This is a genomic window from Streptomyces sp. URMC 126, assembly GCF_051386555.1.
GTDB lineage: Bacteria > Actinomycetota > Actinomycetes > Streptomycetales > Streptomycetaceae > Streptomyces.
The window spans coordinates 1-238 of the sequence record NZ_JBPQTX010001314.1 but is presented as its reverse complement, the minus strand read 5'-3'; the positions used below and the strand labels follow the sequence as shown (position 1 = coordinate 238).

General features: G+C 65.1%; 1 protein-coding gene. It reads right to left on the bottom strand.

Features of this window, described 5'->3' with window-relative positions; all coding sequences use genetic code 11:
• The coding region (locus ACSNOK_RS36080; RefSeq protein ID WP_436784872.1) for a UPF0182 family protein at positions 1 to 238 on the bottom strand (238 nt) is incomplete at both ends.

The following is a 238-nucleotide window of genomic DNA, read 5'->3' as shown; positions in this document are numbered from 1 at the left end:
CACGATGTTGGGGTCGAGCAGCCGCATGCTGGCGGTGGCGTCCACATCGGCCCGCAGCTGCTTGTCGTCCTTGGTGTCGCTGATCCCGGGGTAGTCGGTGACCTGCGCCTTGTCGATGCCGTACGCCGCGCGCGTGGCCTCGATGTTCTTCGCGATGTACTGCGCTTCCTTGGCCTGCTCATTGGGCTGGACCTGGAACTTCTGCACGATCGCGGGGTAGAGGCCGCCGATCAGGATC